We start from the raw sequence: 24702 nt of genomic DNA on the forward strand, positions 1-24702 counted from the left end.
CTGGCGGCATGAAGATCTCGCCTGCCACCGGACTCGCCGCCATCCTGCTGGGAACGGGCACGCTGCATTTCGTCAGCCCCGAGCCGTTCGACAGCATCGTCCCGCGCGCGTTGCCGGGCAGTGCCCGCACCTACACCCACCTCTCCGGTGCGGCGGAGCTCGCGATCGGGGCGGCCATCGCGGTGCCGCGGACGAGGCGGCTCGGCGGCGGGCTGGCCGCGGCGCTGTTTGTCGCGGTCTTCCCCGCGAACGTGCAGATGGCCGCGGACTGGCTCGGGCGTAGCTCGACGCCGCTGCCGCTCAAGGCGATTGCGGTCGCTCGCCTGCCACTGCAGATTCCGCTGATCCTCGCGGCCATGAAGGTCCGCAAGGGGGACGTCGGCGCCTAACTGGGCTCTGCGCTCGCCCCCGCCGAGTCGATCAGGCGGGCGAGCGCGTCGCCGTCGGGCAGCTCGGTCGGCGCGATGGTCCGTCCGCTGCGCACATAGTGGAACGCCGCGCGGACCTTGCCCAACGGCACGGGCGGACCTCCCCTGGCGGCAGACCGTGCCGACATCAGCTCCGACCACGCCAGCCGGTAGGCCGCGAGCTGCATCACCACCGCCCGCTCGTTGGCAGCCGACGGCTCGGCACCCGTCTTCCAGTCGATCACGGTCCAACCGCCGTCCTGGTCGGCGAAGACCGCGTCGATGCGACCCCTGATCACCGTGCCCGCGATCGACGTCTCGAACGGGACCTCCACCTCGACCGGGCTGCGGTTCGCCCACTCCGAGCGCAGGAAGGCGTCCTGCAGCCCTTCCAGGTCGGTGTCGCCGACAGCCCCGGTGTCCGCGGCGCCCGGCAGCTCGTCCAGATCCAGCAGCCGGGTGGCGCCGAACCTGCGCTCGATCCAGGCGTGAAATGCGGTTCCCCTGCGCGCCAGCGGATTCGGTGGATACGGCAGCGGACGACGCAGCCGGGCCGCGAGCGCATCGGGCGCGGCGGCCAGTTCCACCAACTGGCTCACCGACAGTTGCGCGGGGAGCGCGACCTCGGCGCGCGTCAACGCCCGCTGCGTGCGCTCGGCCAGCAGCACGTCCACGTCGGCGGCCCAGCCCTCCGGGTCCGCCTCCTCGTCGTCCTCGTTGTCGTCTTCGTCTTCGGGGCCGAGCGCGATGAGTTCGGCCAGCACCAGCTCCGCGCCACGTTCCACCGGATCACGCCTGCTCCCCAGCGGATCGCTCGGCCACTGCGCGGTCACCGGCTCCGCGGTGAGCGGATTCTCCGCGTCCTCGTCCGGGGCCTGCGCCCACAGCTCCACCGTCCCGATCGGTTCGGTCGGGTCGGCACTGTCGACGAGTTCGCGCATCTCCAGCAGGAACTCCGAAGGACCCCTCGGCGCGCTGCCCGTCTCCGACCAGTGATGGCCGGACAGATACAGCGCCCGCTCGGTACGGGTCAGCGCCACGTAGAACAGACGCCTGTCCTCGTCGAGCCTGCGCCGACCCAGTGCGGCCTTGTGGTCGGCGAGGGCGTCCTCGAGGTCCTTGCGGTTGAACAGCTGCTCGAGATCGAGCACCGGGACACCGTCCGCGCCATCGCCGTCCCGGGCCCGGTCGCCGCGGAGCGCGGGTGGCAGCTCACCGACGGCTCCCAGCCAGCTGCCCGAGGCGGTCTTCGACGGGAAGACACCCTCCACCAGGTGGGGCACCGCGACGACCTGCCACTCGAGCCCCTTCGCCGAGTGCACCGTCAGGACCTGCACCCGATCCGGCGCGACCTCGACCTCGCCGGGAGCCAGGCCCTTCTCGATCGTTTCGGCGGCCGCCAAGAAGGCCAGCAGACCGGTCAACGTCGCCGTGGAATTGCGGGAGTACCCGGCGACCGCGTCCGCGAAGGCGTCCAGATGCTCGCGGCCCGCACCACCGTCGCCGGTGAAGCGCAGCCGGGCCTGCGCCTCGATGCCGATCCCCAGCACCCGCTCCACCTCGGCCACCAGCTCCGTGAGCGGCTGACCGATGCGTTCGCGCAGCGAGACCAGCTCGGCCGCCAACGCCCCGATCCGGGCGTAACCGAGGGGTGAATAGCGCTGCGGCCCACCGGGGTCCGAGATCGCGTCGGCCAGACCGGCGAGCTCGGCGTGCTCGCCGGGGAGCGCGGCCTCGAGCGCCTGGTCGAGGCTGACCGCATCGGTCACCGCTCCCCCGGTGCCGTGTGTCGACCCGATCGCCAGCTCGCGCGCGCGGCGCCACAGCGCGGCCAGGTCCGCGGCCCCGATCTGCCACCGGGCCCCGGTCAGGATCCGCATCGCCGCGCTGCCCGCCAACGGGTCGGCGACCATCCGCAGCATGGCGATGACGTCCGCCACCTCGGGTGTGTGCAGCAATCCGCCGAGCCCGACCACCTCCACCGGCAGACCGTGGCGGCGCAGCGCGGCGGCGATCGGCGCGGCGTCGGCGTTGCGGCGGATCAGGACGGCCGCGGTGGGCGGGGCCTGGCCGGCGGCGGCCGCGGCGGCGTACTCCTCGGCGATCCGGGCCGCGAGCCAGTCCCGCTCGCGCTCGACGTCCTCGGTGACCGCGAGCCGGATGTCACCCGCGACCGCACCGGGCCGCGGTCGCAGCTGCTGCACGGGAACCCCACGCTCGCGCAACGATTCCGAGGCCGCGTTCGCGAGGGTCAGCGCCTCGGGCGGGTTCCGCCAGCTGGTGAGGAGCTCGAGGCGCGGCGCGGGATCGCCGCCCGGCAGCGGGAAGTCGGTGGCGAACCTGGGCAGGTTGGCCGCCGACGCGCCCCGCCAGCCGTAGATGGACTGCATCGGGTCGCCGACGGCGGTCAGCGCGAGGTCGCCGTCCTCGCCGCCGCCGAACAGCGAGGACAGCAGCACCCGCTGGGCGTGCCCGGTGTCCTGGTATTCGTCGAGCAGCACCACCCGGAAGCGCCGCCGCTCAGAGCTGCCCACCTCGGGATGCTCGGAGGCGACCCGGGCGGCCAGCGACATCTGGCTGCCGAAATCGAGAGCGCCCTCCCGCCTGAGCGTCTCGGAGACCCGCTGCACCAGCGGCAGTAGCGCGACCCGCTCGTGCTGGGTCTCGAGGATGTCGAGCAGTTCCTTCTTCGGCCCGCCGCGCTGCTTAGGGCCTGCTGGCAGCGTGTGGATCAGCTTGTCCAGCTCGGTGTGCGCCTCGCGCAGGTCTTCCGGCTCCACCAGATGCTCGGCCAGCTGCCCGGACAGCGCCAGCACCGCCTCGGTGAGCGAGGTGGGCGTGCGGTCGGTCTCCAGGTCGCCGTCCCATGAGCTGACCACCCGGTGCGCGAGCTGCCACAGCTCGGTCTCCGACAGCAGTTCGGCGGACGGCTCGATGGGCAGCAGCAGCCCGTGCTCGGACAGCAACCGACCGGCGTAGGAGTGGTACGTGCTCACCTCCGGCTCCCCACCGAGGATCCGCCCGCGCAGATCCCCGCTCGGATCGAGCTTGCGCAACAGGGCCGAACCGGCAAGGCGAGCAAGGCGTTGCCGGATCCGGGTGGTGAGCTGCTGGGCGGCCTTGCGGGTGAAGGTGAGCCCGAGGACCTGCTCGGGGTCGACGAGGCCGTTGGCCACCAGCCAGACCACCCTGGCCGCCATCGTCTCGGTCTTGCCCGCGCCCGCGCCCGCGACCACCAGAGTCGGCCCGAGCGGCGCCGCGATCACGGCTGCCTGCTCGGCGGTCGGCGGATGCTGGCCGAGCGCTACCGCCAGATCGGCCGGGCTCACCCGGGCCCCGCTCCTCCATGTCTCGGTGTCCCGCATCATCCCTCGGTCACCTGCCGTCCGGTTTCCTGCGCCGGGCAGCTCGACCGGGCGGGGCAGTGCCTGCACCCGTCGTTCGGTTGCGCCCGGAACCCGGGGCCCTTGGTGGCCGCGGCCGCGTCGTGCACCACGGTGAGCCACTCCTGTTCGCCGCCCTCGCCGAGCGGGGACTGCAGTCGCTGGGTGGCGCCCTCCTTCTTGTTGGGTTTCGCCACGAACACCAGGCGCGCCCCACCCGGCTCCGAGGGTGGCTCGCCCTCGATCGCGCCTGCCAGCGCCGCCACCTGATAGGTCGCCAGCTGCGCATGCTGCTGCGCGGCCTCCTTGCTGACCGGGCTGCGCGCGGTCTTCACGTCCACGATCACCGGCCTGCCCTCGGTGTCGCGTTCGAGGCGGTCGATCCGGCCGCGCAGCCGGATCTCGGGTCCGCCCTCCTCCCGCGGCTCGAGAACGCCGTCGACGGCGACCTCCACGCCGACCTCGGTGAGTTCGCCGCGCGAGAGCCGCAGCCACTCGGAGAAGCTGTCGAGCATCTGACCGGTGCGGTCCATCTCCCGTCTCGAGTACCACTGCGAGCCGAGGTCGACAGCGTCCCAGGCGGTGGCGAGCGCCTTACGCACCTGGTCGGGCGGCAGCTTGCCCGCCACGGCCTGGACCAGGGTGTGCACCAGGGTCCCGGTCACCGCATGGGTGTTCTCGCCGTCGGTGCCGCCGTTGCGTTCGAGTGCCCACCGCAACGGGCATGTGCTCAGCTGCTCGATCGTCGAGGGTGACAGCGGGACCGGCCCGTCGTCCGGCTCCCACAGCGGGGCGTCGGTGCTCATCCCGCCCACACCCCACCAGTTCTGCGGATGCGCGCCGCGCACCCCGTCCCTTGCCAGCCGGGCGAGTTGCCGAGCCGCCCTGGCCTGACGCTGCGGATCGCTGCGGGCGAGGTCCGGATCGCACACGGCCCGACGGAGTTCCGCGACCAGCGACGGCAACGACAGCACCCGTCCAGCGGGCACCGACTGTTCCACCACCGCCTCCCCGGCCCCGTCATCGCTCTCGACGCGACCGATGAGCTCGTCCACGAACCGCGAGGGCACCAGGTCCGCATCCCCGGTCGCCGACTCGACGGCGGTGATCAGCAGGGACCGGCGGGCCCGACTGCAGGCGAGCAGGAACAGTCGCCGCTCCTCGGCCAGCAGCGGGGCGGTCCGCGAGAGCTGCGACTCGCTGGTCGGGGAGGCGTCGCCGACGCCCGCGGTGAGGTCGACAAGCACCTCGGTCCCCAGCAGGGTGCCGCGGGCGCGCAGGCCCGGCCACAGCCCCTCCTGGACCCCGGCGACGGCCACCACATCCCATTCCCGGCCCGCCGCGGAGTGCGCGCTGAGCACCGTCACCGCTTCTCCGGGGATCGCGACCGTCCTCGAGTCGCTCGAGATCTGTTGTTCAGAAAGGTATTCCACGAACCCTGCGAGGGTGGCCCTCGGCAACCGGTCGACATAGCTCGCGGCCGCGTCGAAGAGCGCGACCACCGCGTCGAGGTCCCGATCCGCCTGCGCGCCGATCGGCCCGCCGCGCAGGGAGGCCGCCGCCCACCGCTTCTCCAGGCCGGTCGCCTGCCAGCTCGCCCAGAGCACTCCCTCGACGCCGCGCGCCTTCCGATGGGCGGCCCTGGCCTGACCTAGGATCGACAAGATCCGGCGCAGGGCGGCGGACTCACCGTCGCTGAGCTTGGCGATCAGCCCCCGGTGCTCGTCCTCGCCGTCCACGATCAACGACCGCAAGAGGTCCGCGGAGTCACGCTGACCACCGGCGGCGAGTTCCACCCTGCGCAGGCCGCGGCGCAACCGCCGCAGCGTCACCGGATCGGATCCGCCGATCGGTCCGGACACCAGTGCCAGCGCGTCCTCGCCGGTGAACTCGACCCCTGCGACCGCGCGCAGCACCAGCAACAAGCCGCCGACCGAATGCTGTCGGGCGAGTGGGAGTTCCGAGGCCGACGTGGTGACGGGGACACCCGCGGCCAGCAGAGCGCGGCGCAGCGGGGGCAGCACCCGCGGCACCGACCTGACCACGACCGCCATCCGCGACCAGGGCACGCCGTCGTGCAGGTGTGCGCGGCGCAGGGTGTCGGCGATCAGCGCGGCTTCCTTGCCCTGGGTGCCGAGCACCTGCACCTGGGCCCGGCCCGGTTCCTCCGTCGCGGCAGCCGCACCCCGATGTGGCGGCCGGCCGGGCAGGCGGCCGGCAATCGCGGCGGTGACCGCCGAGATCCGTTCCGCGCAACGATGATCGGTGTCGAGGACCAGCCGGTTCTCCGAGCCGTTGTCGGCGAGGTCCATCAGGAACCGCGGGTCGGCCCCCCGGAATCCGAACACGGCCTGGTCCGGATCGCCCGCCACGACGGAAAGGTCGGTGCCCGCACCGATCAACCGGACCAGCTCGGCCGCCTGCGGGTCCAGGTGCTGGGCGTCGTCGACGAGCAGGTACCGGATCCGTGAGCGCTCCTGATGCAGCAGCTCCGGGTCGGTGGCGAACGCGGTCAGCGCCGCGCCGACGAGTTCGGCAGCGTCGAGCGCGGGTGCCGTGGCCTCGGGGGCCTCCACCCCGACGGCGCCGCGCAAGAGCATCACGTGTTCGTAGTGGGCGGCGAAGCGTCCGGCCGCCACCCACTCCGGCCGCGAGTGCGTCCTGCCGAGGGCGATGAGGTCCTCGGGGCCGAGGCCGCGCTCGCCTGCCCGCAGCATCAGATCACGCAGCTCGACCGCGAAGCCGGTCAACGACAGCGCGGGTCGCAGCCGCTCGGGCCAGTGCTGGGCGCCGTCCGCGACATCACCGCGCAGCATCTCGCGCAGCACCGCGTCCTGCTCGGCACCGGTGATCAGCCGCGGCGGCGGGTTGGAATGCGCGGCGGCCTGCAGGCGGAGCACCGCGAACGCGTACGAGTGCACGGTCCTGACCAGCGGCTCCCGGGTGGCCCGCAGCGAGTCGGGACCGGCGGACCCGAGCAGGCCCGCGGTGATCGCCTCCCGGACCACGGTTGCGGCGCGGCGTGAATGGGTCAGCACGAGAATCGATTCCGGGTCGCACCCGCCGTCCGCTATCCGCGAGACCGCGAGGTCGACCAGCAGCGAGGTCTTGCCCGTGCCCGGTCCGCCGAGCACCTGCCAGGGCCGTCGACCCCGGCCTCCCCGCGGCACATCGATCAGCTGCTGCGCTTCCGGTCCCCACACCCGGCGCGGCCCTGCCTCCGTCGACCGGCGGACCAACGTGGCGGTGGCCCGCCGCGACTGTTCCCGATCGACCGACATGGGTGGCATTCCATCACGGGGGGCCGACAACCACCGCCGCGCGTCCGCCGCGTCCGCCGTGATCTGTGCGATCCGGCAAGATGTCCGACATGGGCGAGATCCACATCCACCGCTTCGGGCCCCCTGCGGGCCGGCAGGTCCTGGCGCTGCACGGCCTCACCGGCCACGGTCAGCGCTGGCAGCACCTCGCGGAGGGGTACCTGCCCGAGGCCAGGGTGATCGCGCCGGACCTGCGGGGTCACGGCCGCTCGACGTGGTCGCCACCCTGGGGCATCGCCGACCACGTCGACGACCTCGTCGGGGTCCTGGAGTCCGAGAGCACCGAGCCGGTCGTGCTGGTGGGCCACTCGTACGGCGGCGCCATCGCCGTCCACCTGGCCCGCCGGGTGCCGGAGCGGGTGCGCGCCCTGGTGCTCCTCGACCCCGCGATCGGAATGGATCCGGCGTTCATGGCGGAGATCGCCGAGCTGACCGTCCGGTTCCCGGACTACACCGACGCCGCGGAGGCGCGCTCGGAGAAGGTGCACGGGGCGTGGGCGGACGTGGCGGACGACGTGCTCGATGCCGAGCTCGCCGAGCACCTGATCGACCGCGAGGGCGGCCGGGTCGGCTGGCGGATGTCGATCCCGGCGATCGTGGCGTCCTGGGGCGAACTGGCTCGGCCGTTCGTGCTGCCGCCCGCGGACCTGCCCACGATCCTGGTGCAGGCGATGCGAGTGCAGCCGCCGTATGTCACCGCGGCCTTCCGGACTGCGCTCGCGGCGCACCTCGGCGACCGCCTCACCGTGGTCGAGATGGACGTCGATCACATGGTCGGGCAGGCCAGGCCAGGAGACGTCGCGGAACTGATCGGGAAGCTGCTGTAGGTGGCCGCCACCACGGAGGCGCAGATCGAGCGGGTCCGCGAGCTGGTCGCGGCGATCCCGCCCGGCAAGGTGGCAACCTACGGCGACATCGCGGCGGCCGCGGGGCTGTCGAGCCCCAGGACCGTCGGCTGGATCATGCGCACCGACTCGGCGGACCTGCCGTGGCACCGGGTGCTCGGCGCGAGCGGCAAGCCGGCCGCCCATCTCGCGCACCGGCAGATCTCGAAGCTGGCGCTCGAAGGCGTACCGATCCGCGACGGACGAGTCGACCTCGCTGCGGCGCGGCACCAGTTCTGAGATCGTCGAGCGATGAGCGGCGAACGCGATCTCGGGTTACTGATCTCATCGATGAGCCCGGTCCGACGACCGGACACCTTCGTGTTCGTCTCGGTGCCCGCGGCGACCGCCGCCGGGATCCCGGCTGCGGCGACGATCACCGAGGACGAGGGCGTCACCCTGGTGGTCACCAAGGCGGAGGCCGACGCCCGCGGCTGGGGCTATGACTTCGAGTCGGCCTGGCTCACCCTGCGGGTGCACTCCGCGCTGGACGCGGTCGGCCTGACCGCGGCGGTGAGCTCGCGGCTGGCCGAGGTCGGCATCAGCTGCAACGTCATCGCCGGATACCACCACGACCACCTGCTGGTGCCGGTCGACGATGCGTCACGCGCAATCGACGAGCTGAACGCACTCGCCTGGCAAGCGCGGAGCCGACAGGGCTAACCGATCGGCGCAGCCCGGTCCGTTTCAGCGCCCGGCCGCCAGCTCGACGCGGATCGCCTCGACCCCGGCGACCACCTCGGCGAAGCTGGTGCTCAGCGGGCTCAGCCCCAACCGAAGTCCCTCGGGCGCCCGGAAGTCGGGGATCACCCCGCGCTCCCACAGCGCCGGGGTCGCGGCCCGGAAGTGCGGGTGGTCGATGGTGACATGGCCGCCGCGCAGACTCGGGTCGACCGGCGACGCGATCGTCACCCCCAGCGGAACCAGCGACTCGGCTACGAGCTCGAGCGCGAACTCGGTGAGCCGCACCGATTTCGCCCTGATCGCACCGATCCCCGCCCCGTCGATGAGCGCGACGGTGTCGCGCATCGCGATCATCCCCAGTATCGCGGGCGTGCCGCTGAGGATCCGCCGGATGCCGCGCGCGGGCCGGTAGCCCGCCGCCATCTCGAAGCAGTCCTCGCGGCCCATCCACCCCCAGATCGGCTGCACGAACTCCTCCAGCAACTCGGCGCGCACATAGGCGAAGGCGGGCGAACCGGGCCCGCCGTTGAGGTATTTGTAGGTGCAGCCGACGGCGAGATCGACCCCCCAGTCGTCGAGTTCGATCGGGACCGAGCCGACCGAGTGGCACAGGTCCCACAGCATGAGCGCGCCCGCGGCGTGCGCGACCCGCGTGACCGAGGCGGCGTCGGCCAGGTAGCCCGATCGATAGGCGACGTGGCTGAGCACCACCAGCGCGGTCCGGTCCCCGACCACGGCGGCGACCTCGTCCGCATGCACCCCGCTGCGCGGATCCGACTCGATCCACCTCAGTGTCATCCCGAGCTCGGACGCGACCGCCTCGAGCACGTAGCGGTCGGTGGGGAAATTGTCTGTGTCCAAAACGATCTCGTCGCGGCCGGGCCGCAGCGCGACTGCGCCCCTGGCCAGCTTGTAGAGCAGCACGCTGGTGGAGTCGCCCACCGCGGTCTGGCCCGCGGCAGCCCCGAGCACCACCCGGCCGAGATCATCACCGATTGTCAGGGGCAGGTCGAACCACTCCTCGTCCCAGCCACGAATGAGCCTGCCTCCCCACGACTCGGTGACGAAGCGGGCCACCCGATCGGCACCCGCCTTGGTCGGCCGCCCCAGCGAGTTCCCGTCCAGGTAGGACACGACGGACGGGGCATCGACGAACAGGTCCCGGTACGAGCCCAGCGGATCCGCATCGTCGAGTTCCACGGCGCGCACCGAGAATCGTTGTGGGACAGGACTGAAGGCGCTCATGCGAACTGCTCCCTGATCTGAGCCGGCTGGAGGTTGCGGGTCGAGGCGAGCCAGGAGACCCAGAGCCTCGCATCGGTGGGCGGTCCGCCGGGAGCCCACGCGAGCCGGGTCGAGGTGCCAGGCGGCCACGGGACGGTGATCGACTCCAGCACCGCCACCCGATCGAGACCGGCGTCGAGCAGGGCGTCGAATTCACGGGGGTTGAGTCCGACCGTCTGCGGACCGTTGCCCTGGTCGGTTCCGTACATCACGACACCGCCACACGCTCGGAACCGGCGAAGGTTGTCGGTAGCGACATCGAATTCGCTTCCGCGGCCATGGATGTCGAGCGTGCTGATCCACCGCATCGACGACGCCATCGCCGCGAGCAGCTCGTCGGGCACGCGCTCGGTCCACGGGGTGTGCGCGAGTCGTTCCACCCCGGCCTCGAAGGCGCGCGCGGCCTGGCCCCGTCCCTCCGCGTGCGCGACGACGGGAATTCCGTCCGCATGCGCGGCTCCGACCAGCGCGCCGAGCGTCGCGTCGTCGAACACCGGCCCCGCCGCGCTGTTCAGCATGATCTTGACGAAGGATGCGCCCGCCCTGACCTGGGTGTCGACGGCGCTCGCCGCCGCCTGCGGTCCGTCGACCACGCGCACCGACTCGGCCGCCGCCCAGGGCCGGTCGGTGGGGTACCCGCCGGGGGCGGTGAGGAACTGACCGGCAAAGCTCACCTCGGGTAGTCCGGCGCGCACCGCCGGGTCTGCGAACGGCGCGAGAACCGACGGCGGCGAGCCGAGGTCGTGCACCACCGCCAGCCCACCCGCGAAGAGGGCGCCGGCGTCGACCAGCCCGAGGTGCACGTGGGCATCGCGCAGGCCCGCGAACACCACGCCGGGAATCTCGAGGTCGGCGCTCCCGTCCATGGCGTTTCGCCGCCGAGCCGAGACCAGCAGATCCCCGCACACCGTCAGTCGGCAGCGCCCCAACCACGCCCCGCTCCACAGGTTCGCGACGTCGACGTCCATGTCGCGGCCCGTCAGTTGCCCAGCTCGGTGCGCACCGCGAACAGCTCGGGAAAGAAGCTGAGTTCGAGCGCGCGCTGCAGGTACCCCGCGCCGCCGGAGGACCCACCGGTGCCGGTCTTCATCCCGATTACCCGCAGCACGGTCCGTAGGTGCCGAAACCGCCAGAGCTGGAAGCTCTCCTCCAGGTCGACGAGCTCCTCGAAGGACTCGTACGCGGGCCAGCAGTCCCCCGGATGCTCGTAGACGTGCTTGACCAGCGGCATCAGCTCGGGGTTCAGCGCGTAGGCCCCGGTGACCTCGCGGTCGAGCGCGGAGCCGGGCACGTCGTAGCCTGCGCGGGCGAGGCAGCGCCAGAACTCGTCGTACAGGGTCGGCTCGCCCAGGAGATCGTCGAGGACCGCACGGGACGGCGGATCCGCCTCGAACACCTCGAGCAGGTCCGCGTTCTTGTTCCCGAGGATGAACTCGACGGCCCGGTACTGGTACGACTGGAATCCGGATGCGCTGCCGAGGAAGCCCCGGAACTCGGCGTACTCGGTCGGCGTCAGCGTCGCCAGGATCGACCACTGCTCGGTCATCGACTTCTGGATGTGTTTGACGCGGGCGATGCACTTGAGCGCCACCCCGATGGCGTCCTCGGCGAACGCGGCGCGGGCCGCGCGGATCTCGTGCAGGACGAGTTTGAGCCAGAGTTCGGTGGTCTGGTGCGCGATGATGAAGAGCATCTCGTCGTGGTGCTGCGGCTGACTGACCGGGTTCTGCGCGCTGAGCAGCGTGCCGAGGTCGAGGTAGGAGCCGTAGCTCATCCTGGCGCTGAAGTCCGTGACGATGCCGGGCTCGAGCTCCCTGAAGTTCGGTTCACCGCCCAGCGTCATGCGTGTGATTGTCCGCCGACCTGCGGATATCGTTCGCGGCCGTGGCCGAATCGTTGTGTTGAATAGGATGACCAGGTGGATGAGACCCTGCCCCCGTGCCCCAAGTGCTCCTGCGAGTACACCTACGAGATGGGATCGCTCCTGGTCTGCCCGGAGTGCGCACACGAGTGGGCGGCGGGCGCGGGCGATGACGAGGGGACCGACGTGATCCGGGACGCCGTCGGCAACGTGCTCGCCGACGGCGACACCGTCACGGTGATCAAGACGCTCAAGGTCAAGGGCAGCCCGACCGGCATCAAGTCGGGCACCAAGGTGCGCAACATCCGTCTGGTCAAGGGCGTCGGCGACCACGACATCGACTGCAAGGTCGACGGCATCGGTCCGATGCAGCTCAAGTCGAGCGTGGTCAAGAAGGCCTGATCCGGGTCACGTCGACGGTTGCACGAGCGGGGCGCCTGCGACGTACTCCATCGCGGCCACGAATTCCGGCTGCTGCGAGCGGATCTCGAGTTCTTCTGGCGTCAGATCCACCACGCGGGTCTGAATCCACCACAGGTTGCCAAGCGGATCCCGGACGCGACCGACACGGTCCCCGAAGAAGAGTTCGGTCACCTCCGTGACCGGTGCGGCCCCCGCCTCGAGTGCCTGCCGGAAGGTGGCATCGGCGTCCTCGACGTACAGCCTCAGGAAGCCGGGCGTGTCCGGCCAGTCCGGGCGACCGTCGAACATCATCACCACCGAGTCCCCGATCCGCACTTCGGCGTGGCCGATCGCGCCCCCGTACTCGACGCGGGCCAGTTCCTCGGCGTCGAAGGCGTCCCGCACGAAGTCGAGCAGCCGCGCGGTGTCCCGGGAGATGACCCAGGGCGTGACGGTGGCGTAGCCCTCGGGGACGGGCCGGGCGGGGCTGGACTTCGTCGTCTTTTCCATGCCGACGAGGCTAGGGAGTATCGAGGACAGCCGGCGTCCTCAATTCGATTCACCCGCAGATCAATGGGATCATCTACCGATGATCACCGGCACTCCCTCGGCATTCGACGCAGTGATTCTCGCCGGCGGATCCGCCTCCCGGATGGGTGGCGTCGACAAGCCCGCGATCGTCATCGCCGGTCGTTCCATGCTGCGCGCCGCGCTCGACGCCGTCGCCGTGGCGGAGCGGGTGGTCGTGGTCGGACCGCGCCGCGACGACCTCGCCGCCCCGATCGCTCAGACCCAGGAATCACCCGCCGGCGGTGGCCCGGTCCTCGCGATGAACGCGGGCCTGCTCGAGTTGGGCGAAGGCACCGCCCCCGTGGTGGTGCTCGCCGCCGACCTGCCGTTCCTGTCCGCGGCCTCGATCGAGAGCCTGGTCGCGGCGCTCGACCGCGAACCCAGTGCACCCGCGGCCTTCGCGCTCGACGAATCCGGCCGGGTGCAGTTCCTCCTCGGCGTGTGGCGCAGGGATGCGCTGTCCGCAGGGCTCGACGAACTCGGGCGCACCGACCTGGCCAACAGGCCGATGAAGACACTGATCCCGGCCGGATACGTCACCGTTCCCATGACCGGGATCTCCGACTGCGACACCGAGGCCGACGTCGCCGCCGCCCGAGCGCGCGGCGCCTCCCCCGCCGTCGACCTCGATGAGGCCAGGCGTGCCGTCCGCGATGCCGTCGCCATGCTGCCCTCTCGCTCGGCCGCCCCGCTCGCCGCCATCGGAGGGGTGCTGGCGCGACCGATGCTCGCCGCCGACGCGCTGCCCCGGATCGACATCTCTGCGATGGACGGCTACGCCGTATCCGGCAACGGACCCTGGCAACTCGACACTGCCATCCGCTTCGCAGGCTCCGAGGACGAGGTCGAACTCGAACCCGGGCGCGCGGTGCGCATCGCCACGGGTGCCCATGTGCCCTCCGGGGCCACCTCCGTGGTGCGCGACGAGCACGTCGAACTCGCGGACACCACGCTGAGCAGGCGCCCGGACGCGCCGGTCCGCGACGACACCCGCAGGCGCGGTGAGAACTGGCAGCCGGGCGCACCGCTCGCGGAGGCGGGCGAACCGGTCACCCCCGCGGTCGTCTCGGTGGCGCTCAGCGGCGAGGTCCCCGAACTGCTGGTCCGCGGGCCCGTCACGGCCCACATCGTGGTGACCGGGGACGAGATCCGCCGGGACGGCCCGTTGCGCACCGGCCAGACCCGCGACAGCCTCGGGCCCGTTATGCCGCACTTCCTGTCCTGGTGCGGGATCCGCACGGCCGCCGAATCGCATCTGCGCGATACCATCGGGGGCTTCGATGAGCTGCTGTCGCAGCCGGTTTCCGACACGGAGGCGCGACCCGACCTGATCGTGATCGTCGGCGCGACCGGGGGCGGGGCCGCCGATCACCTGCGGATGGCGCTCACCCGCTGCGGCGCCCGCCTGGTGGTCGGGCGGGTGCGGTGCCGGCCGGGCGGTTCACAGGTGGTCGCGGTGCTGCCGGACGGCCGCATCGTGCTGGGGTTGCCCGGCAACCCCTTTGCGGCGGTCGCCACGCTTCTCATGACAGCGCCTGCCGTGGTCGCCGCGCTCACCGGCTCCCCGGCCCCGACCCCACGTCGCGCGCCGATCGAGAACGCCGCGGAACTCGCCTCCGATGCCCCTCGGGTCGTCACGGCCACCCGCCGGTCAGACGGTCGCTGGTACGCGACAGCGCCGGTGGGGACGGCTCACCTCGCCGCGCTGATCGGGGCCGATGCCCTCGCGATCATCGAACCGGCAACACCTGACGGCGGCTCCGCGGAACTGCTGCCGTTGCCTCGCTGACGGACGCGATGTCCGCGCAGCCGGCTCGATAGCGGTCGGCCAGCAGCCGAACCAGAGCCGGGTGCACGCCGAGCGGCTCGGCCACCCCGTCCGATCCGGCATCGACCAGCCTCCGGTGGAACAGGCCGTGCGCCAACAGATACGAGGCGATGAACACCCGGCGGTGACCCGCCGACCGCAGCCCCTCGACCACCTCGGGCACCCGCGGCTCCGCAGTCGCGACGTAGCCGATGTAAACCGTGCTCCGAACCAGTTCCGCGAGCATCATGGAAGCGCGCCGCACGTCGGCCAGCGCGCGCGGATCCGAGGAACCGGCCGCCGCGAGCACCACCGCGTCGCCCGGCCGCCAGCCCGCCTCGCGCAGGCGCTCGAACAGCACCGTGGCCAACACCGGGTCCGGCCCGAGTGCCCTGGTCACGGTCACATCGGGGTGCCCGGAATCGGCGACCTCGCGCGGGACGTCGGTGTGCACGTGATACCCCGAAGCGAGAAAGGCGGGCACCACGACGGCGGGTCCGCCGAGATCGCGGAGCACCTCCGAGGGCGACGGACCGAGGACGTCCACGAAGGCGACGCGGGTGGTGCCCACCTCGTCCGCCACCGCATCGGCGAGCGCGGCGACCATGTCGACGCCGCGCGGGCTCCTGGTGCCGTGCGCGACGAGCACCAGCGCAGGCCCGCCCACTAGTCGTCCCCGCAATCGACCGGGTCGAGCGCGAGGCGGTAGCCACGCTTGACCACCGTCTGCACGATCTTCGGTGCGCCGAGACAGGTCCGCAGCCGGGCGATGGCGGTCTCCACCGCGTGGGTGTCCTCGCCGCCGCCGGGGAGCACGGACAGCAACTCTTCCCGCGACACGACGCGTCCGGGCCGGTGCGCCAGTGTTCGCATCAAAGCCATTGCGGCAGGAGCGAGTTGACGAACCTCGCCGTCCACGACGACACATCCGCCGCGCACGCTCACGTCGTGACCCGCCGCACGCAGGCGCATCGAGCGCCGCGGCAACTCCTCGGCGATGTGCCGGGCCAGCGACCCGAGCCGCGCCCGCCCCGGCATGGTGCTCGGGACACCGAGCGCCTCGAGCGGCGCCGCGGTCACCGGGCCGACGCACACCGCGAGCACGCGGGTGCGCAACGAGTTCAGCAACGGATCGATGAGGCCGATCTCCTTGGCGCGGATCAGCATCGACGCCACCGCGGGCGCGCTGGTGAAGCTCAGCGCGTCCAGTCCCCCTCCGACGGTCAGCTCGATGAGACGATCCATCGCGGTCGGATCGTCGGGCTGGGTCCATCGGTAGACCGGCACCGGGACGACCTCGGCCCCGGCCACCCGGAGCACCTCGCAGAAGTCGGGCAGCGGCTCCCACTCGGTGGTGGCGCCGTGCAACTGCACGGCGATTCGCTTGCCCTCGACACCTTCGGCCAGCAGGTGATCGATCACCTCGGCCGATGACTCGGAGACGGGCGACCACTCCTCGCGGAGGTCGGCCGCGCGGATCGCCCCCTTGGCCTTCGGACCGCGGGCCAGCAGCCGGGCGGTCGACAGCGCGGCGCCCAACTGCTCGGCGAGGCCCCACCCGTCGGCGGCCTCCATCCAGCCGCGGAACCCGATTCCGGTGGTCGCGACCGCGATCTCGGGCGGGTTGTCGATCAGTTCCCTGGTCACCCGTTCCAGCTCGGCATCGTCGACGAGCGGGATGATCCGGATCGCCGCCGCGTGCACGACGGTGGCACCGCGACGGGTCAGCAGGGTGGTGAACTCCTCCGACCGCCTTGCGGCGGTCACCCCCACGGTGAAACCGGACAGCGGCTCACCGACCTGCGGCACCGCCCTGCCCTCGCTCATGCGCTGTCCGCCACGGCAGACGAGGTGCTGTGGACCTGGACCATGCCCGCCCAGACCCGCACGTCGTACACCGGCAGCCGAACGGACTCGTCGTCGAGGCAGCGCCCGTCGACGAGCGAGAACACCTGCTTGAGCAGGGGCGAGACCACGATGGGCTCCCCGGCCCTGTCCCCGACCAGGCCGCGTGACATCACCGCCGCGCGCCCGAAGGGGTCGATGTTCCCCACTGCGTAGAGCGAGCCGTCCTCCATGAGGAACAGGGCTGCCTGCTCGCCCCCCCGAATCAACACCGCGACACCGAGCCCCGGGATGAGGTGGCTGAGCGGGCAGGCCGAGGTCCATTCGAGTCGTCCGTCGTTGACGCTCTCGCGTCCGGGTCCGGTCACGTTGTGCGCCTTCATCTCGATAACGGTCATCATCGTGGTCCTCCTGTAATGCAGGCTTACTTTCTACTTTTCCGGTGTTACCTGGGCGTTAAGCCACGATTCCCTCGGGGTAAGCAGATTCTGAGCGGTCCTCACCCGCTACTGGGAGATCGTGGCGGGCATCGGCGGAATCCCCATCAGGACCGGGATCTTGCGATCGCCGGACTCGTCGAACACCACGGTCGGGTCGGCCTCCTCCGGTGCGTTGACGAAGGACACGAAGCGCGAGAGCTTCTCCGGATCGTCGAGCACGCCTGCCCACTCGTCCTGGTAGCCCTCGACGTGCTTGGCCATGGCCGCCTCGAGCTCCTCGGCGATACCCAGGCTGTCCTCGCAGACCACGGCCTTGAGGTGATCGAGGCCGCCCTCCATCGCCTCCACCCACGGCGCGGTGCGCTGCAACCGGTCGGCGGTGCGGACGTAGAACATCAGGTACCGGTCGATGTAGCGGATCAGCGTCTCGTCGTCGAGACCACCGGCCAGCAGCTGCGCATGCTTGGGCGACTGACCGCCGTTGCCGCCGACGTAGAGGTTCCAGCCGTTCTCGGTGGCGATGACGCCGACGTCCTTGCCGCGGGCCTCCGCGCACTCACGCGCGCACCCGGAGACACCGAACTTGATCTTGTGAGGGGAACGCAAACCGCGGTAACGGTTCTCGAGTCCGACTGCCATGCCCACGGAGTCCTGGACGCCGTACCGGCACCAGGTGGATCCGACACAGCTCTTCACCGTGCGCAGCGACTTGCCGTAGGCCTGACCGGACTCCATGCCGGCGTCGACCAGTCGCTTCCAGATCGCGGGCAGCTGCTCGACGCGGGCACCGAACAGGTCGATGCGCTGGCCACCGGTGACCTTGGTGTACAGACCGAAATCCCGTGCCACCTCACCGATCACGATCAGCTGCTCGGGCGTGCACTCGCCACCGGGCATCCGCGGCACCACCGAGTAGGTGCCGTTCTTCTGGATGTTGGCCAGGAAGTGGTCGTTGGTGTCCTGCAGCGAGGCCTGGTTCCGGTGCAGGATGTGATCCGAATCGGTCGAGGCCAGGATCGAGGCCACCACCGGCTTGCAGATGTCGCATCCGCTTCCGGTGCCGAACTTGGTGATCAACGCGGAGAAGGTGCGGGTGCCCGTCGCCATCACGATCTCGAACAGCTCCGCGCGCGACTGCTCGAAGTGCTCGCAGAGCGCCTTCGACATCACCACGCCGGACGAGGCCAGCAGCTGCTTGATCGTGGGCAGGCATCCGCCGCAGGTGGTTCCCGCGTTGGTGCAGCTCTTCACGGACGCGATGTCGCAGGCACCCTCGGCGATCGCACCGCAGATGGCGCCCTTCGTGACGCCGTTGCAGGAGCACACCTCGGCATCGTCGGGCAGCGATCCGGCGCCGGGCTTCTCACCCGCGGGCGAGATCAGCGACGCCGGGTCGCCGGGGAGCTCGCGTCCCACCAGGGGCCGCAGCGACGCGTACGCGGACGCGTCGCCGACCAGGATGCCGCCGAGCAGGATCTTGGCGTCGTCGGACACCACGAGCTTGGCGTAGGTGCCCTTGGCCGCGTCGCTGAGGACCACCTCGAGGGCACCGGGCGTCTGCGCGTGCGCGTCCCCGAAACTGGCGACGTCCACCCCCATCAGCTTGAGCTTGGTGGACAGGTCCGCGCCAGGGAACTCGGCCGCGCCGCCGAGCAGCCGATCGGCCACGATCTCGGCGGTGGTGTAGCCGGGCGCCACCAGGCCGTACGCGACGCCCTCGACGGCCGCGCACTCGCCGACGGCGTAGACGGCCTCGTCGGAGGTCCGGCAGCCGAGGTCGGTGAGAATGCCGCCGCGTTCGCCGACCTCGAGTCCGGCCGCACGGGCCAGCTGATCCTGCGGCCGGATGCCCGCGGAGAACACCAGCAGCGCCGCCTCGATCACCGATCCGTCCGAGAGCTCGACGCTCACGCCGTCGGGGCCCTCGGTGATGGCGGCGGTGCCGACGCCCGCGTGCACGGTCACGCCGAGGTCGGTGACCAGCCGCGCCAGCAGCGCCCCGCCGCCCTCGTCGACCTGCAGCGGCATCAGCCGCGGGGCGAACTCGACCACGTGCGGGGTCATTCCCATCAGTCGGAGCGCGTTGGCGGCCTCCAGGCCGAGCAGGCCGCCACCGACGACGACGCCGACCGCCCCCGGGCCCGCCTTATCCGCGGTGGCGCGGATTCCGTCGAGGTCGTCGAGGGTGCGGTACACGAAGCACTCGGGTCGGTCGTGGCCGGGAATCGGCGGCACGAACGGGTACGAGCCGGTGGCCATGACGAGGGCGTCGTAGCCGAGGGTGTCGCCGGCGCTGGTGGTGACGGTGCGCGCGGTGCGGTCGATCACGTCCGCCCGCTCCCCGGTCCGCAGCTCGACCAGCGGGTCGCCGGCGTAGTCGTTGCCTGCGAGCGCCAGTTCCTTTGCGTCCCAGGACCCGACGTAAGAGGACAGGCCGACCCGGTCGTAGGCGGGCAGCGTCTCCTCACACAGGACGGTCACTCGCCACTGGGCGTCCTCGTCCCGCGTGCGCAGCGCCTCGACGAATCGATGGCCGACCATTCCGTGCCCGATCACCACTACCGACTTGTTGTTCATGCTGCGCCCTCTTCTTCGATCGATGGTGTTTCGTGTGCTGGTTGGTCACTTGGTTCCGGATCCGAGTTGCGTAGCCATTCGCAGATGCCCTGTACGACGGAGCTGCACCCGCCGCAGCCGGTGGTCGCCCTGGTCTCGGTGGCCATGGCCGCCACGCTGCGCGAGCCCGCCTTCCACGCCGTGGTCAGCTGCGACTTGGTCACCGAGTTACACCGGCAGACCACCGCAGACCCCGGCATGGTGGCCGGGCTCGCCACCTCGACGCCCGCGCCCGATCCGCGGCCGATGAGCAGCGACATCCGATCCACCGGGACCGGCAGCTGCGCGTCGAAGAGCTGGGTCAGGGTGCCGACCACGTCGGGGTTTCCCAGCAGCACCGCTCCGACCACCCGGTCCTCGCGCACCACGACCTTGGCGTAGCGCCCCCTGGTCGGGTCGGCGAGGGTCAGCACCTCGCTGTGGCTGCAGTGCATCTCGGCGCTGATGTCGCCCATCGAGGCGAGGTCGATGTCGTGGGCCTTGAGCCGCGTCACGTTCGCGGTCCCGTGGTAGGTGGCGAATCGGTTCTCGCCCGCGAGCCGCTCGGCGACCACCGCGGCCTGCTCCCAACCCGGCTGCACCAGTCCGTAGACCTCGCCGCGGTGCTGCGCGCACTCCCCGATGGCAGAGACGCGCGGGGCGCTCGTCCGCAGCAGGTCGTCGACCACGATGGCCTGATCGATCGCGATGCCCGCGGATTCGGCCAACGACACCTCCGGCCGGATACCCGCGGACAGCACCAGCAGATCGGCCGGCAACTCGGTCCCGTCGTCGAGCACCACGGTCCGGTTCTCGGCGTCGCGGGCGACCGCCCTGCGACCGAGCACCATCCGCATGCCGAGTTCGGTGAGCACCCGGGTCAGCACCGCGCCGCCCGCGGGATCGAGCTGGCGCTCCATCGGAAAGTCCTTGGGGTGCACCACCGTGACGTCCATGCCGCGCATCAGCAGTCCGCGGGCCGCCTCCAGTCCGAGCAGGCCGCCGCCCAGCACGACGGCACTGGAACCGCCCGTGGCCGCGGCGATGATCTGGTCGCAGTCGCCGATCGTGCGGAACGCGGCGACGCCGTCGACCAGCGTGCCCGACTCGTCCACCGCGCCCGCGATCGGCGGGATGAACGATCGGCTACCGGTCGCCAGCACCAGCTCGTCGTAGCCGATCTCGTCGTGACCGGCCCCGGTGCCGTCGTCGCAGCGCACGGTCCGTGCGGCCGTGTCGATGCCGGTCACCCGGACACCGGACCGGACGTCGATGCCCTGACGCTCCCACCAGCCGTCCGGCTTGAGCCGGGTGTCGCGGCCGGTGATGCTGCCCGCCAACACGTTCGAGAGCAGGATGCGGTTGTACGCGGGATGCGCCTCGGCGCCGATCACCACGATGTCGAGGCGCGCTCCGTCCGGGTCGCGTCGCCGCAATTCCTCCGCCAGTCGCGAGCCGGCCATGCCGTTGCCCACCACCACGATTCGGGTCCTGTTCATGCCACCTCCGTGTCTGATGTCGACTGACGTATCGTCTCCAGCCTCACCGCACATGCCTTGAACTCCGGCATCCGGCTCGTCGGGTCGAGAGCCGGGTTGGTCAACAGGTTCGCCCGGCCTGACCCACCGAAGTGGAACGGCAGGAACACGGTGTCGAGCCGCATGCTGTCGTCGCAGCGCACGGTCGCCTCGGTCCGGCCCCGCCTGCTCACCACGGCGGCCTGCTGACCCTCGACGAGGCCAACCCGGTGCGCGGTGTCGGGGTGCACCTGCACGAACATCCCGCCTGCCGCGCGGACCAGTTCGTCGATCCGGCGGGTCTGCGCCCCGGACTGGTAGTGCGCGAGGACCCGTCCCGTCGTGGCCACCAACGGGAACTCGGCGTCCGTCCCCTCGCTCGGCCCACGGTGCTCCACCGCGACGAAACGCGCCCGGCCGTTCGGTGTCTCGAATCGATCCAAAAACAAGCGCGGTGTCCCGGGGTGCTCGGGTTCACCCGCGGGGGTGGCCGGGCACGGCCAGTGCAGCGCGGCGCCCTCGTCCAGCCGGGCGTAGCTGATCCCCGAGTAGTCCGCGACCCCGCCCGCGGAGGCCAACCGGAGTTCCTCGAAGACGGCCTCGGGATCTGTTCCGAACCGACCCGCGGGCTGGCCGAGCCTGCGCGCGAGCCCGGCGAGTACCTCGAGCTCGGAACGTGGTCCCTCGGGGGCGGGCACGGCGGCCTTGCGACGGAGCACCCTGCCCTCGAGGCTCGTCATCGTGCCCTCCTCCTCGGCCCACTGCAGGACCGGAAGGACGACGTCCGCCATGGCGGCGGTCTCCGAGAGCAGGAAGTCGTTGACGACCAACAGGTCCAGCGCGGACAACCGGTCCACGACATGGCCTGCGTGGGGAGCGGACACCGCGAGGTTCGCCCCGTGCACCATCAGCGCGCTCGGCCCACCGGGCGTGCCGAGCGACTCGAGCAGCTCGTACGCGCTCTTTCCCGGGCCGGGCAGCTCGGCGGGATCGATGCCCCACACCTGTGCGATGTGTACCCGTGCGGCGGGATCGGTGATCTTGCGGTAGCCGGGCAGCTGATCTGCCTTCTGCCCGTGCTCGCGACCGCCCTGCCCGTTGCCCTGCCCGGTGATGGCGCCGTAACCGCTGCCCCGGCGGCCGGGCAGGCCGAGGGCAAGGGCCAGGTTGATCACGGCCGAGACGGTGTCGGTCCCGGTCGCGTGCTGCTCGGCCCCCCTGGCCGTCAGGATGTAGGCACCAGCGTCGGACTGCTGTGCGCGCCACAGGATCTCCACCGTGCGGCGCAGCGCGCTCACCGGTACCCCGGTAACCCGCTCGGTGCGCTCGGGCCACCACTGCGCCGCGGCCAGCCAGGCATCGTCGAATCCCTCGGTGCGGGCGCCGACGAAGTTGTGGTCGATCCGGCCGTCGAGCACGGCCAGGTGCAGCAGGCCAAGGGCCAGCGGCAGGTCGGTGCCCGGGCTCAGCTGCAGGTGCACCCCGCCGCCTGCGAGCGCGCGTTCCACGGTCGCCGTGCGCCGGGGGTCCGCGACGATGAGTCCGCCCGCGTCCGCCGCGGTCGCGAGGTGACCGACGAAGGGCGGCATGGTCTCGGCAACATTGCCGCCGAGGATCAGGATCGCCCGCGCCGCACCGAGATCGGCCACCGGGAAGGGCAGACCGCGGTCGAGCCCGAAGGCCTTGCCACCCGCCGCCGCAGCCGAGGACATGCAGAACCGGCCGTTGTAATCGATGTTCGAGGTGCGCAGCGCCACCCGGGCGAACTTGCCCAGCTGGTACGCCTTCTCGTTGGTGAGCCCGCCGCCGCCGAAGATGGCGACGGCGTCGCGTCCGCCCTTGGCCTGCGCCGCCGCGAAGCCGTCGGCCACGATGTCGAGCGCGGTATCCCAGCTCGCTGGGCGCAGTTCCCCGTCCCGGCGCACCAGCGGCGCGGTGAGCCGGTTCGGGTTCCGCAGCAGTTCCGCACTGGTCCAGCCCTTCTGGCACAGCCCGCCCCGGTTGGTGGGGAAGCTCCGACCCGTGACCGTCGCGGTCAGGGCCTGATCCGTTGCCGAGGAGTCCCGCGCGATGTTCATCGCGCACTGGAGTCCGCAGTACGGGCAGTGGGTGGGGGTGGAGACCAGGGACGGAACTGCGATGGTCATACCAGCACCGACTCCTCGGTCTCGGTGACGTCCCGGGCCGCCGGGCGGCGCAGGAACACCACATAGGTGACGACGATGCAGGCCAGGTAGAAGCCGAAGAAGACCCAGAACGCCATGGTCGCGGACTTGGCCGGGCTCAGGTACGAGGCCCGGAGCACCAGGTTGATGCCGACGCCGCCGAGTCCACCGATCGCGCCTGCGAAGCCGATCAGCGCGCCGGACATGCTGCGGGACCAGGAGGCCTTCTCGACCTTGCTGAGATCGTCCATGCCCTGGGCCTTGGCCTCGAAGATCGACGGGATGATCTTGTACACCGAGCCGTTGCCGACGCCGGACAGGATGAACAGCGCGATGAAGCCCAGGACCAGGATGGCCAGCGTGCCGGTGGTCGCCGGGCCGGCCGCCCTGTCGTCGAGGGTGCTCGCGGTGACCACGACCGCCGCGGCCAGCGCCATCGCCGAGAAGGTGTACAGGGTGATCTTGCCGCCACCGACGCGGTCCGCGAGCTTGCCGCCGATCGGGCGGGCGATCGAGCCGAGCAGCGGTCCGATGAACGCGATCTGAGCGGCGTGCAGCGCGGCCTGGGCGGGGGTGTCTCCGCCTGCCAGGAAGTTGATCTGCATGACCTGGCCGAAGGCGAAGCTGTAGCCGATGAAGGATCCGAAGGTGCCGATGTACAGGAAGCTGATGACCCAGGAATCGCGGAACTTGAGCGCCTTGCCCATCGCCCGCAGGTCGGCCTTCTGGTTGCCGAGGTTGTCCATGAACAGCGCGGCGCCGATCGCGGCGATGCCGACGAAGACCAGGTAGATGGAGCAGACGATCCAGGGCTCGGTGTTACCGACCGTGGCGATCACGAGCAGGCCGATGAGCTGGATCAACGGCACGCCGATGTTGCCGCCGCCCGCGTTCAGGCCGAGGGCCCAGCCCTTGAGGCGCTGCGGGTAGAAGGCGTTGATGTTCGTCATCGAGGAGGCGAAGTTGCCGCCGCCGACTCCGGCGAGCGCCGCCACCAGCAGGAACGTCGTGTAGGAGGCGCCGGGGTTCAGCATCAGCACCAGGGTCAGCACCAGCGGGACGAACAGGACCAGCGCGCTGAACACGGTCCAGTTGCGCCCGCCGAACCGCGCGGTCGCGACGGTGTAGGGGATGCGGAGGATGGAGCCGACCAGGGTCGGGACCGCCACCAGGAAGAACTTGCCCGCTGGGTCGATGCCGTAGACATCGGTCGGCATGAACAGGATCATCACCGACCAGATGGACCACACCGAGAAGCCGACATGCTCCGCGATGACCGACCAGACGAGATTGCGCTTGGCGATGTCCTTGCCGCCGGCCTCCCAGGCCTCGACGTCCTCGGCATCCCATTCCGCGATGTAGTGCTTGCGATTCGAGAACTCGTCCTCGAGCGCGCCGGCTGTTGCCGTGGCTTCGTCCGAACGTGTGGTCACCGGGCCTCCTCTATGCGTGGGAGACCTAAAGGTACGAGTCGGATGTTGCCGAGGTGCTGCCGGTAATGACTCCGGAATGAACTTGCGCTCACGAACACGGAGGTC

19 protein-coding genes are annotated in these 24702 nt (G+C 71.2%); 6 read left to right on the plus strand and 13 right to left on the minus strand.

The genetic code is table 11. The features are described 5' to 3' along the window. The first annotated feature begins 8 nt into the window (after positions 1-8). A complete protein-coding gene (locus FCG67_RS02005) occupies positions 9-389 on the plus strand; it encodes a DoxX family protein (protein ID WP_136906634.1) in 381 nt (126 codons plus the stop codon). Here FCG67_RS02005 and FCG67_RS02010 read toward each other — a convergent pair. Together FCG67_RS02010 and FCG67_RS02015 are read right to left on the minus strand one after the other, a co-directional pair. Continuing rightward, positions 386-3775 (minus strand): ATP-dependent helicase, encoded by a 3390-nt coding sequence (locus FCG67_RS02010; RefSeq protein ID WP_425467778.1) that lies wholly within the window; start codon positions 3773-3775, stop codon positions 386-388. The genes FCG67_RS02005 and FCG67_RS02010 overlap by 4 nt on opposite strands. Further along, the gene (locus tag FCG67_RS02015; protein WP_136906636.1) at positions 3772-7071 is read right to left on the minus strand and encodes an ATP-dependent helicase; all 3300 of its coding nucleotides are present in this window, start codon (positions 7069-7071) and stop codon (positions 3772-3774) included. Before FCG67_RS02015 ends, FCG67_RS02010 begins: the two co-directional genes overlap by 4 nt. Before the next feature lie 80 nt (positions 7072-7151). Here FCG67_RS02015 and FCG67_RS02020 point away from each other — a divergent pair, with 80 nt between their 5' ends. Genes FCG67_RS02020 through FCG67_RS02030 form a run of 3 tightly spaced genes read left to right on the plus strand, consistent with a single transcriptional unit; the run spans position 7152 to position 8657 of the window. Continuing rightward, the gene (locus FCG67_RS02020; RefSeq protein ID WP_425467779.1) at positions 7152-7937 is read left to right on the plus strand and encodes an alpha/beta fold hydrolase; all 786 of its coding nucleotides are present in this window, start codon (positions 7152-7154) and stop codon (positions 7935-7937) included. After that, the gene (locus FCG67_RS02025; RefSeq protein ID WP_136906640.1) at positions 7938-8234 is read left to right on the plus strand and encodes an MGMT family protein; all 297 of its coding nucleotides are present in this window, start codon (positions 7938-7940) and stop codon (positions 8232-8234) included. Positions 8235-8246: 12 nt separating this feature from the next. Continuing rightward, positions 8247-8657, plus strand: coding sequence for an ACT domain-containing protein (locus tag FCG67_RS02030; RefSeq protein ID WP_136906642.1), 411 nt, complete (start codon positions 8247-8249; stop codon positions 8655-8657). 24 nt (positions 8658-8681) lie between these two features. On the opposite strand, the gene FCG67_RS02035 is transcribed toward FCG67_RS02030, so the two are convergent. From FCG67_RS02035 to FCG67_RS02045, 3 genes are read right to left on the minus strand one after another with little or no spacing between them, the layout of a single operon-like run. Continuing rightward, the gene (locus FCG67_RS02035; RefSeq protein ID WP_136906644.1) at positions 8682-9923 is read right to left on the minus strand and encodes a kynureninase; all 1242 of its coding nucleotides are present in this window, start codon (positions 9921-9923) and stop codon (positions 8682-8684) included. Beyond that, positions 9920-10930 carry an amidohydrolase family protein gene (locus tag FCG67_RS02040; RefSeq protein ID WP_136906646.1) on the minus strand — a complete coding sequence of 337 codons (1011 nt, stop codon included), beginning with the start codon at positions 10928-10930 and terminating at the stop codon, positions 9920-9922. Before FCG67_RS02040 ends, FCG67_RS02035 begins: the two co-directional genes overlap by 4 nt. A gap of 11 nt (positions 10931-10941) precedes the next feature. After that, complete coding sequence (locus FCG67_RS02045; protein WP_246044747.1) at positions 10942-11805, minus strand: tryptophan 2,3-dioxygenase; 864 nt, start codon at positions 11803-11805, stop codon at positions 10942-10944. A 75-nt stretch (positions 11806-11880) separates the two neighbouring features. Here FCG67_RS02045 and FCG67_RS02050 point away from each other — a divergent pair, with 75 nt between their 5' ends. Further along, complete coding sequence (locus tag FCG67_RS02050) at positions 11881-12225, plus strand: zinc ribbon domain-containing protein YjdM (RefSeq protein WP_136906648.1); 345 nt, start codon at positions 11881-11883, stop codon at positions 12223-12225. 6 nt (positions 12226-12231) lie between these two features. Here the strand turns inward: FCG67_RS02050 and FCG67_RS02055 are convergent, their stop codons facing one another. Beyond that, on the minus strand, positions 12232-12735 hold the full coding sequence (locus FCG67_RS02055; protein WP_136906650.1) for a VOC family protein: 504 nt from the start codon (positions 12733-12735) through the stop codon (positions 12232-12234). 79 nt (positions 12736-12814) lie between these two features. On the opposite strand from FCG67_RS02055, the gene FCG67_RS02060 reads away from it, so the two are divergent. Further along, the gene (locus FCG67_RS02060; protein ID WP_136906652.1) at positions 12815-14584 is read left to right on the plus strand and encodes an NTP transferase domain-containing protein; all 1770 of its coding nucleotides are present in this window, start codon (positions 12815-12817) and stop codon (positions 14582-14584) included. Here FCG67_RS02060 and FCG67_RS02065 read toward each other — a convergent pair. The 7 genes from FCG67_RS02065 to FCG67_RS02095 all read right to left on the minus strand — a co-directional run bounded on the left by FCG67_RS02065 (position 14526) and on the right by FCG67_RS02095 (position 24522). Continuing rightward, complete coding sequence (locus FCG67_RS02065; RefSeq protein ID WP_136906654.1) at positions 14526-15269, minus strand: sirohydrochlorin chelatase; 744 nt, start codon at positions 15267-15269, stop codon at positions 14526-14528. The two genes, FCG67_RS02060 and FCG67_RS02065, sit on opposite strands and share 59 nt — an antisense overlap. Then, positions 15269-16429: a uroporphyrinogen-III synthase gene (locus FCG67_RS02070; RefSeq protein WP_136906656.1), complete on the minus strand. Its 1161-nt coding sequence runs from the start codon at positions 16427-16429 to the stop codon at positions 15269-15271. The genes FCG67_RS02065 and FCG67_RS02070 overlap by 1 nt, the downstream gene beginning before the upstream one ends. Further along, the gene (gene nirD, locus FCG67_RS02075; protein ID WP_097210594.1) at positions 16426-16845 is read right to left on the minus strand and encodes a nitrite reductase small subunit NirD; all 420 of its coding nucleotides are present in this window, start codon (positions 16843-16845) and stop codon (positions 16426-16428) included. Before nirD ends, FCG67_RS02070 begins: the two co-directional genes overlap by 4 nt. Positions 16846-16953: 108 nt before the next feature. Then, positions 16954-19464, minus strand: coding sequence for a nitrite reductase large subunit NirB (gene nirB, locus FCG67_RS02080; RefSeq protein ID WP_136906658.1), 2511 nt, complete (start codon positions 19462-19464; stop codon positions 16954-16956). Next, positions 19461-20981: an FAD-dependent oxidoreductase gene (locus FCG67_RS02085; RefSeq protein ID WP_136906660.1), complete on the minus strand. Its 1521-nt coding sequence runs from the start codon at positions 20979-20981 to the stop codon at positions 19461-19463. The genes nirB and FCG67_RS02085 overlap by 4 nt, the downstream gene beginning before the upstream one ends. After that, positions 20978-23146: a molybdopterin oxidoreductase family protein gene (locus tag FCG67_RS02090; protein WP_136906662.1), complete on the minus strand. Its 2169-nt coding sequence runs from the start codon at positions 23144-23146 to the stop codon at positions 20978-20980. Before FCG67_RS02090 ends, FCG67_RS02085 begins: the two co-directional genes overlap by 4 nt. Continuing rightward, complete coding sequence (locus FCG67_RS02095) at positions 23143-24522, minus strand: MFS transporter (protein WP_246044790.1); 1380 nt, start codon at positions 24520-24522, stop codon at positions 23143-23145. The genes FCG67_RS02090 and FCG67_RS02095 overlap by 4 nt, the downstream gene beginning before the upstream one ends. Positions 24523-24702 lie beyond the last annotated feature (180 nt).

This window comes from Rhodococcus oryzae (assembly GCF_005049235.1).
GTDB classification, from domain to species: domain Bacteria; phylum Actinomycetota; class Actinomycetes; order Mycobacteriales; family Mycobacteriaceae; genus Rhodococcus_G; species Rhodococcus_G oryzae.

Excerpts from the sequence above, each read along its gene's own strand:
- FCG67_RS02030 (WP_136906642.1), top strand. The coding sequence starts at position 8,247 with ATGAGCGGCGAACGCGATCTCGGGTTACTGATCTCATCGATGAGCCCG.
- nirD (WP_097210594.1), bottom strand. The coding sequence starts at position 16,845 with ATGACCGTTATCGAGATGAAGGCGCACAACGTGACCGGACCCGGACGC.
- FCG67_RS02040 (WP_136906646.1), bottom strand. The coding sequence starts at position 10,930 with ATGGACGTCGACGTCGCGAACCTGTGGAGCGGGGCGTGGTTGGGGCGC.
- FCG67_RS02035 (WP_136906644.1), bottom strand. The coding sequence starts at position 9,923 with ATGAGCGCCTTCAGTCCTGTCCCACAACGATTCTCGGTGCGCGCCGTG.
- FCG67_RS02060 (WP_136906652.1), top strand. The coding sequence starts at position 12,815 with ATGATCACCGGCACTCCCTCGGCATTCGACGCAGTGATTCTCGCCGGC.
- FCG67_RS02045 (WP_246044747.1), bottom strand. The coding sequence starts at position 11,805 with ATGACGCTGGGCGGTGAACCGAACTTCAGGGAGCTCGAGCCCGGCATC.
- FCG67_RS02010 (WP_425467778.1), bottom strand. The coding sequence starts at position 3,775 with ATGATGCGGGACACCGAGACATGGAGGAGCGGGGCCCGGGTGAGCCCG.
- FCG67_RS02020 (WP_425467779.1), top strand. The coding sequence starts at position 7,152 with ATGTCCGACATGGGCGAGATCCACATCCACCGCTTCGGGCCCCCTGCG.
- FCG67_RS02055 (WP_136906650.1), bottom strand. The coding sequence starts at position 12,735 with ATGGAAAAGACGACGAAGTCCAGCCCCGCCCGGCCCGTCCCCGAGGGC.
- nirB (WP_136906658.1), bottom strand. The coding sequence starts at position 19,464 with ATGAACAACAAGTCGGTAGTGGTGATCGGGCACGGAATGGTCGGCCAT.
- FCG67_RS02090 (WP_136906662.1), bottom strand. The coding sequence starts at position 23,146 with ATGACCATCGCAGTTCCGTCCCTGGTCTCCACCCCCACCCACTGCCCG.
- FCG67_RS02085 (WP_136906660.1), bottom strand. The coding sequence starts at position 20,981 with ATGAACAGGACCCGAATCGTGGTGGTGGGCAACGGCATGGCCGGCTCG.
- FCG67_RS02015 (WP_136906636.1), bottom strand. The coding sequence starts at position 7,071 with ATGTCGGTCGATCGGGAACAGTCGCGGCGGGCCACCGCCACGTTGGTC.
- FCG67_RS02070 (WP_136906656.1), bottom strand. The coding sequence starts at position 16,429 with ATGAGCGAGGGCAGGGCGGTGCCGCAGGTCGGTGAGCCGCTGTCCGGT.
- FCG67_RS02005 (WP_136906634.1), top strand. The coding sequence starts at position 9 with ATGAAGATCTCGCCTGCCACCGGACTCGCCGCCATCCTGCTGGGAACG.